This is a genomic window from Pseudomonas sp. P4_C3 (assembly GCF_056402075.1).
Genome location: NZ_JBFUIC010000213.1, coordinates 1 through 7,850, shown reverse-complemented (window position 1 = coordinate 7,850; position 7,850 = coordinate 1). Strand labels below are relative to the sequence as shown.

Below are 7,850 nucleotides of genomic sequence, written 5' to 3'. Positions count from 1 at the left end.
TTGCTGTTCATGGCTTCGCTGATGATCCAGCTGTTCCTGCCGCCCGGTTCGGCGTTCGACATTCTGCTGCGAGTGCAGTTGGTGCTGATCCTGTTCACCGCCGCCTACATGGCCGAGACCCTGCGCGGCGGTTTGCAGAATCTGCCCAGGGGCCAGTACGAAGCGGCCCAAGCCTTGGGCTTCGGCTACTGGAAAACCATGGGCCAGATCATCCTGCCGCAAGTGCTCAAGCAATCCATCGCTCCCTTGCTCACGCAATTTATCGGCCTGTTCAAGGAGACCACGCTAGTGATGATCGTCGGCGTGCTGGACATCGTCGGCATTGCCATGAGCACCGCCGCGGCGCCGGAATGGGTCGATTACGGCCATGAGATCTACGTGTTCCTGGCGATTTATTTCTTCGTCATCTGTTTTGCACTGTCGCGCTATGCCCGACACCTTGAACAACGAATGGAGCAGAACCGCTCATGAAAGTGAATCCCAAGGCTGATGCCGTACCTATCGTGCGCATCGAACAATTGAACAAATGGTTCGGCAATGCCCAGGTGTTGAAAAACATCTCCATGACAGTGCGAGCTGGTGAAAAAGTGGTGATCTGCGGGCCTTCCGGCTCCGGAAAATCCACGCTGATTCGCTGCATCAATCAGTTGGAGCAGCACCAGCAGGGCCTGATGGAGGTGCTGGGCGAGGAGCTCAACGGCAGCGTCAAAGGTCTGGAGCGGATTCGCCGCCAGGTCGGCATGTGCTTTCAACATTTCAACCTGTTTCCCCACCTGACGGTGTTGAAGAACTGCACCCTGCCGCAAACTTCTAACCTCGGCGTGCCTGAAGCCCAGGCCATTGAGCGGGCGTTGGGCTTGCTCGACAAGGTCAAGATGCGCGACCACGCCAACAAGTTCCCATCACAGCTGTCCGGAGGCCAGCAGCAACGTATCGCCATTGCTCGGGCTTTGTGCATGCAGCCCAAAGTCATGCTGTTCGACGAGCCGACCTMGGCCCTGGACCCGGAAATGATCGCCGAGGTGCTGGAGGTGATGACCGGCTTGGCCGAAGATGGCATGACAATGATTTGCGTCACCCACGAAATGGGCTTTGCCCGCAAGGTCGCCGACCGCATAGTGTTTATGGATCAGGGCGAAATCGTTGAAGAGGCGCCGCCCGAGCGTTTTTTCTCCGCGCCGAAATCCGCCCGCACCCAGCGTTTCTTGAGCCAGATTATCGATCACGGGGTGCACGCGCTATGACCCACTCAATTGCGATGGCCTTGCATGGCGGTGCCGGCGTACTCACCCCGGGACTGCTCGACCAGACCGATGAAGACGCGATTCACCAGGCGCTGCTGCTGGCGCTCAAAGCCGGTGTTGTCGTGTTGGAACTGGGGGGCAGCAGTCTGGACGCGGTGCAGGCCAGTGTGGTGGAACTGGAAGAGTGTCCCTGGTTCAACGCGGGCAAGGGCTCGGTGTTTACCCAAAGCGGCGACCACGAACTGGACGCGGCGATCATGAATGGTGCCAACCTGGAAGCTGGGGCCGTGGCCGGTATTCATCACGTGCGCAATCCGATTCGCGGCGCACGGGCGGTGATGGAACACAGTGAGCATGTGCTCCTGGCCGGTGTCGGCGCGGACCGTTTCCTGGCGGAACAACCGGGCCTGGAGCACGTCAGCAACAATTGGTACGACACGCCGCTACGCCTTCGCCAATGGGCCGCGCAACAAGAACAGCCGCAGACCGTGTCGTTGGAGCCGGGCGGTGTGGAGAGGAAGTTCGGTACGGTCGGCGCAGTGGCCCTGGACTGGCACGGGCATGTCGCCGCAGCCACTTCTACCGGGGGCATTACCAACAAGCGTTATGGGCGAGTAGGGGACTCGCCGCTGATCGGTTCCGGCACTTGGGCCGACGACCGCAGTGCGGCGATTTCCGCCACCGGCCATGGCGAATTCTTTATACGCACGGTGGTGGCCCACAACATCGCCTCCCGAGTGCGTCTGACCGGCGCGAGCCTGAATCACGCCTGCGAGCAAGTAGTGTTGGGCGAACTCAAGGACTTGGGGGGCAACGGCGGGGTGGTGGCGGTTTCACCTTCCGGTGAGACGGTACTCAGCTTCAACACCCCAGGCATGTACCGCGCCTGGCGCGATACCGAGGGCGGTTTGCATACCGCAATCTATGCCGGGGATGATCGTCTTCATCCTTAGATGCCTCTCTGTAGCCGCCAGGCTGTGCCAGCGGCTACAGCTGTAATGAATGGTTTGGCGCCTGTCTGAAGCATTGGGGAAAGAACTGGGTAAAGGTGTTTACTCGCGAATTGTGGGGCAGGAGAAGGCGCAGGTCATTGAATTCTTCCGAGGTTGACACGGAGGCTGACCTTAGGTGGGGCAGGGGCCATCGGTATTGCCTATGTTCAAGGTGGGTTGCCACAGCACCTGGAGGTTCTCGGGTGATTGGCCGTCGAGCAATGCGAGCATAAGCTCTATGATTTTTTTGCCGACGGCGAGTGGCTCGGCGGATTGCAAGTAGGTTATGTCATATCCCATGAGTGCATCTGGCGGGAGGCCGTCATGGACAATGATCGATATTTCGCTGCCTGGTTTGACACCCGCCTCGATGATCGCGCGCATGGCACCCGCCCCACAGGGAGGGTTGTCAACAATGACTGCGGTTGGGCGAGGATTGCATGAGAGGAGCCGCTTCATGGCCTCATAGCCTCCAGTGCGATCCAAGGTGCCTTCCACCATGTACTGCGCTTCAATCGGCAGTTGCGCATCGGCCATCGCCTTGAGGTATCCCTCGCGGGCCTGAGACACAAAACTCAGATCCAGGGGGCCGCTCARCAGGGCGATACGTTGGTGCTTGAGGCTGACCAGTCGCTCTACTGCCATGCGCAGGCCTGCCGCTGTGTCGAAGTCGAGCCAGGCGTATGGAGTGGGAAGAATGCTGCGTCCATAGGCCACGAAAGGAACACCTTTTTTGGCAAGGTAGGACAGTCGGGTGTCGTGCAAATGTGTTCGCGCCACGACCATACCGTCGACGCGTCGACCTTCAATCATTCGCTGGTAGGTGCGGATCTCATCGGAGTCGGACGCTGAAGCGAGCATCAGATCCATATCCGATTTACTCAGCGTTTCGGTCATGCCAGCGACCACTTGTAGGAAATAGGGATCGCCAAGGTCATGGACCATGAGCGGATAGACAATGCCGATGGCATCCGCGCGCCCAGTGGCCAAGCGGCGAGCTACTGGATTGGGGCGGTAGCCGGCAGCAGCAGCGGCGGTGGTGATTCGCTCGCGGGTCTTTTCGCTGACATCCGTGTAGCCATTGAGTGCGCGACTGACCGTGGTCTGGGACAAGCCGAGCTTGTGGGCGAGTTCTTTCAGATTCATTGACGATGATCGCCTGATTAGCCAAGAGCGCAATGCGACTGCATCAGGCGCCATGAAGTGAGTGCTTTTTCCAATACTACATATCCCATGCCGATCATCAAAGCGCTTTGACTCGTCGCAGCAGTGACGCCGGGCAGCGGGCGTATCTATGTCGCTCGGTGCGGAGTCGCACCTATCGCCTTCTAGCACGTGTGGCGGAATAGCGCCTTTTCCTTCGGCGTACTCCGTCTCCTTCACGTGACCGCCGGCCCGACGACCAAAAATCCTTCTTGCGTCTTTTTTCGAGCTGMTATAATCTTTTTCCAAAGCGCTTTGGAGATAATATAAAAGCGCTTTGGTAATGATCAAAAGCGCTTTGGATGCAGGTATTTGATGTATCTACAAAAACAATAATAGTTGGGGACGTGCCATGGGTAATACAGCGAAAAGAGGCCCAGTTCAGTCGCCCTCGCTCATGCGGGAGCAACGTTTGAAACATTTCAAGCTGCAAGGTGATCTGGGGCAAGACATCGTCTCGCCGGACGACGGACCCACACGCAACCTGACCAAGGCAAGTATCGCACTGACACTGGGGGTGGATCGAGCGTTCATGGCACGCCCGGAACTGCGCCTTTTCTATACCTATGCGCATTGGAACCAGGCCGCACAACAAGCGGCTGCTCCCGGTGACACGTTGTCGTCAACCGGCACCTTCGGTGATTCCCGCGATGGCTCGACGGCGATTGCAATTGGAGTGGTGGTAATCCGGACGTTTCCTGCGCAAGGCAAATGTTTATAAAAACAAGAGTTCAGCGCGCGAGCGTTTACTAGAGAAAAGTTCATGAATGACAACGTATCAAGACACGGCTATGTGTTGCCTGAAATCAATGCAACTTCTCTGAGTGAACGCTCCCGCGTAGATACTCTAAGTAAGGGTTTTGTTTTTCGTTATATGCTGGCGACCCTTGGTTTATTTGCCGGTCTTATGACGCCGGTCACCATGTCGCTGGCGATCAGAGTGAGTGAACTTGTACCTGCCGACAAAAACGCCACACTTGGTTGGATTCTGGGGCTGGGTGCACTGTTCGCAACATTAGCTAACCCTATTGCAGGTATGTTGTCGGACCGCCTGCGCTCGCGTTTTGGTCGTCGTCCGCTGCTCATCGGAGGGGTTCCAGGCGCTGTAGGGTGCTCATTAGTGATAGGGGCGAGTACCTGTATTTCCTCTATCACAATGGCATGGTGCCTGACTCAGTTATTTAGTAACGCATTCATTGTTATCTCTGGTGTCGTTTATGCACTCGGCGTCTTGTTGAATCCGCAGACGGCGGCACCGATCTTTGGCCCATTGTTTTTGGCGATTAACTCTGTAGCGCAACAGAGCTATGACGCCCTGTTCATGGGCGCAGCGATCTTCGCCTTCGCGGGCTCATTTACCGTGTTATTTGTTCGAGGCGCCGGTTAAGGCAGTTGTTTTCTCGAAATTATCATCTTTCATGTTCAAACAAGTGGAGTTTCAAATGTCGACTCAGATTAAACATCCGTTCGTGGCGGAATGCAGTATGGGGGCAGAGTGGTGGCGCAGCGCTGTCATCTATCAAATCTATCCGCGCTCTTTCGCCGACTCAAACGGTGACGGCATAGGTGATATTGTTGGAATCTCCTCGAAACTTCCCTACCTTTCTTCATTGGGGATAGATGCTATTTGGCTGTCTCCCTTTTATCGTTCTCCCCAGTTAGATGGCGGTTATGATGTGGCGGATTACTGCGATGTCGATCCACTGTTTGGTACGCTGGATGATTTTGATCGGATGTTGCGGCAGGCACACGACAAAGGGATCAAAGTCATCATTGACCTGGTTCCTAATCACACTTCTAGTGCCCATAACTGGTTTCAATCAGCTCTCAAGACACCTATGGGAAGTGCCGAGCGTAATCGCTATCACTTCCGTGAGGGTAAAGGCGAGAACGGCGAATTGCCGCCGAACCAGTGGAAAAGCATTTTCGGGGGGAGTGCGTGGTCACGCATTCCCGGAGAAACCCAATGGTATTTGCATCTATTTGATAGCAGCCAACCGGATCTTAACTGGGATAACCCCGAGGTCCGGGCAGAGTTTGAAGACATCTTGCGTTTTTGGTTGAAGCGAGGCGTCGATGGCTTTCGTGTCGATGTGGCACATGCGCTTGTGAAAGAATCCGGTCTGCCCGATTGGGAGGGCCAAGTTAAGGAAGGAAGTGGCATCAACTTTGGGCCGATGTGGGACCAAGAGGGAGTGCACGATATCTATCGAAGCTGGAACAGGGTGCTCAAGGAGTTTTCCGGCGATCGTATGCTGGTCGCCGAAGCTTGGGTGCAGCCACAATCCCGCTTGGCACGTTATGTACGCAACGATGAAATGCACCAGGCCTTCAACTTTGATTATTTGCTGGCTCGCTGGGATGCGATAGCGTTGAAAGAGGTGATCGATACTTCCCTGGCTGCTGCAGCCCATGTGGGCGCGTCGACGACCTGGGTCATGTCCAATCACGACACAGTGAGGCATACATCACGCTACGGCCTGAGCGAGCCTGGTTCTCGCCCCTTAGGTATTGATGCGTCGAGAGAGCAGCCGGATGAAGCTTTGGGGTTACGCCGCGCTCGTGGTGCAGCACTCCTAACACATGCATTGCCAGGCTCGGCTTATATCTATCAAGGTGAAGAGTTGGGTTTGCCTGAACATACAACCCTGGATGCCGCGCATCGACAGGACCCGAGCTTTTTTCGTACGAATGGATTGGAAATTGGCCGCGACGGTTGCCGCGTGCCAATCCCTTGGATTTCTGGGGAGGCCTCTTATGGATTCAGCACAACGGGGGAATCCTGGTTGCCTCAGCCAGAATCATTTTCCCGGTACGGTGCAGACTTGCAGCATGGAGACTCGCAATCAACGCTGGAGCTCTATCGCCAATTGCTAAAACTGCGTCGTGACTATGAATTAGGTAACGGTACGTTGACCTGGTTGCCTTCGGCACCAGGTGTACTGTTGTTTGAAAATGGCCCGATCCGCATCGTAATCAACTTCACCGATCTGTCCACGGCACTTCCTGACGGTCAGGTGCTGATTTCCAGCGTGCCGATCGATCAAAACTATTTACCGGCCAATGCGGCGGCATGGTTGAAGTGAGGTGATTGATTCCCCGCTCGGTAGGGCGGGKAGTACCAACCGTGCCCCTATCGGTACTCACGAATGGGTGTCTGGGCGCGCTGTTTCTATAGTTTACTCAAGGCGATTTTGGCGCTCTTGCAAGTGCCTGAACGCAACGATAAGAACAAGAAGAAAGTTGGAGATATTTATGATCAGTACTGCTTGCCATAGCGTGCTCAGAATCGCCCCTTCATTCGGGAGCGACGCTTGCACTGCCAATTACATCGGGGCTGGATCGAATACGACCACAGTGCTTGTTTACCACCGCGATTTTCTGTACCCATTCGGCCTTCTGGCTATCTCGTCCCAAAAGACAAAGCTTTCCACTGGCCGCTGCCCGCGAATCGAGCAAGTGTCCAAACATTAATTGTGCGCTTGGCGCGATGCGGTCCGCTCGAGTTGTTCGCGTGGATACTCTGGAGGAAAAATGTCACGAGTTCAGTTACGTAACGTAGGTAAGTCATACGATACCCACCAGATTATCAATAGTGTGAATCTGGATATCGAGGACAGTGAGTTCTGTGTCTTCGTAGGTCCTTCCGGGTGCGGGAAATCGACATTGTTGCGCATGATTGCGGGGCTGGAGGATATCACCGCCGGCGAACTGTTGATCGGCGATGTACTCGCTAACACCTTGCCACCGGCAAAGCGGGGCGTGGCGATGGTATTTCAGTCTTACGCGTTGTACCCACACATGAGCGTGTACGACAACATGGCCTTCGGGTTGAAACTGGCCGGCAAGGACCGCAAGGACATCAAAGAACGCGTCTTGCGAGCGGCGAATATTCTGCAGCTCGATCATCTGCTCGATCGCAAGCCCAAACAGCTTTCAGGTGGCCAGCGGCAACGGGTCGCCATTGGTAGGGCGATTGTCAGGAAACCCGGTGTGTTCCTGTTTGATGAGCCACTCTCCAATCTTGATGCCTCATTGCGCGTACAAATGCGCATCGAGATCGCCAAGCTGCATAAAGACCTCAAGGCAACCATGGTGTATGTGACCCACGATCAGGTTGAAGCCATGACCCTGGCGGATAAGATTGTGGTGCTCAATAAAGGCAATGTGGAGCAGATTGGCGCACCGCTGGAGTTGTACAACTATCCGCAAAATCTGTTTGTCGCCGGGTTCATTGGGTCCCCCAGGATGAACTTTATCGATTGCAAGGTTGTTCGCACTGATCGCCATGAAGCCATTGTCGCTCTGCCTGGCGGTACGCATGTGGCGGTGTCAGTTGAAGCGGGAAGCGCCAAGCCAGGCGACGAGGTGATCCTCGGCATCCGCCCCGAACACTTAGTCATCTCTAAAC

Annotated in this window: 8 protein-coding genes and 1 pseudogene; 8 read left to right on the top strand and 1 reads right to left on the bottom strand. The window is 55.5% G+C overall.

All coding sequences use genetic code 11. From position 1 onward, the window contains the following. The 4 genes and pseudogenes from AC1DVH_RS23280 to AC1DVH_RS23265 all read left to right on the top strand — a co-directional run. On the top strand, positions 1-471 hold a 471-nt coding region (locus AC1DVH_RS23280), incomplete at its 5' end, for an amino acid ABC transporter permease (protein ID WP_477755793.1). After that, the gene (locus AC1DVH_RS23275; RefSeq protein WP_477755792.1) at positions 468-1,244 is read left to right on the top strand and encodes an amino acid ABC transporter ATP-binding protein; all 777 of its coding nucleotides are present in this window, start codon (positions 468-470) and stop codon (positions 1,242-1,244) included. The genes AC1DVH_RS23280 and AC1DVH_RS23275, both read left to right, overlap by 4 nt. Beyond that, a complete protein-coding gene (locus AC1DVH_RS23270; RefSeq protein WP_477755791.1) occupies positions 1,241-2,197 on the top strand; it encodes an isoaspartyl peptidase/L-asparaginase family protein in 957 nt (318 codons plus the stop codon). The genes AC1DVH_RS23275 and AC1DVH_RS23270 overlap by 4 nt, the downstream gene beginning before the upstream one ends. Positions 2,198-2,270: 73 nt before the next feature. Further along, positions 2,271-2,354 (top strand): annotated as a pseudogene (locus AC1DVH_RS23265) (hypothetical protein); the annotation flags it as partial. A gap of 14 nt (positions 2,355-2,368) precedes the next feature. On the opposite strand, the gene AC1DVH_RS23260 reads toward AC1DVH_RS23265, so the two are convergent. Further along, positions 2,369-3,436, bottom strand: coding sequence for a substrate-binding domain-containing protein (locus tag AC1DVH_RS23260; RefSeq protein WP_477755794.1), 1,068 nt, complete (start codon positions 3,434-3,436; stop codon positions 2,369-2,371). Positions 3,437-3,851: 415 nt separating this feature from the next. Between AC1DVH_RS23260 and AC1DVH_RS23255 the strand changes: the two genes are divergently transcribed. From AC1DVH_RS23255 to AC1DVH_RS23240, 4 genes are all read left to right on the top strand, one after another. Further along, entirely contained in the window at positions 3,852-4,160 is a 309-nt protein-coding gene (locus AC1DVH_RS23255; RefSeq protein ID WP_477755790.1) for a carbohydrate porin, read from the top strand. Between the two features lie 42 nt (positions 4,161-4,202). Beyond that, positions 4,203-4,826 carry an MFS transporter gene (locus AC1DVH_RS23250; protein WP_477755789.1) on the top strand — a complete coding sequence of 208 codons (624 nt, stop codon included), beginning with the start codon at positions 4,203-4,205 and terminating at the stop codon, positions 4,824-4,826. Positions 4,827-4,881: 55 nt separating this feature from the next. Further along, on the top strand, positions 4,882-6,525 hold the full coding sequence (locus tag AC1DVH_RS23245) for a glycoside hydrolase family 13 protein (RefSeq protein WP_477755788.1): 1,644 nt from the start codon (positions 4,882-4,884) through the stop codon (positions 6,523-6,525). 448 nt (positions 6,526-6,973) lie between these two features. Next, the coding region (locus AC1DVH_RS23240) for an ABC transporter ATP-binding protein (RefSeq protein ID WP_477755787.1) at positions 6,974-7,850 on the top strand (877 nt) is incomplete at its 3' end.

Bases quoted from the DNA above. Each gene is read 5' to 3' on its own strand.
- AC1DVH_RS23270 (WP_477755791.1), top strand. From the start codon at position 1,241: ATGACCCACTCAATTGCGATGGCCTTGCATGGCGGTGCCGGCGTACTC.
- AC1DVH_RS23250 (WP_477755789.1), top strand. From the start codon at position 4,203: ATGAATGACAACGTATCAAGACACGGCTATGTGTTGCCTGAAATCAAT.
- AC1DVH_RS23245 (WP_477755788.1), top strand. From the start codon at position 4,882: ATGTCGACTCAGATTAAACATCCGTTCGTGGCGGAATGCAGTATGGGG.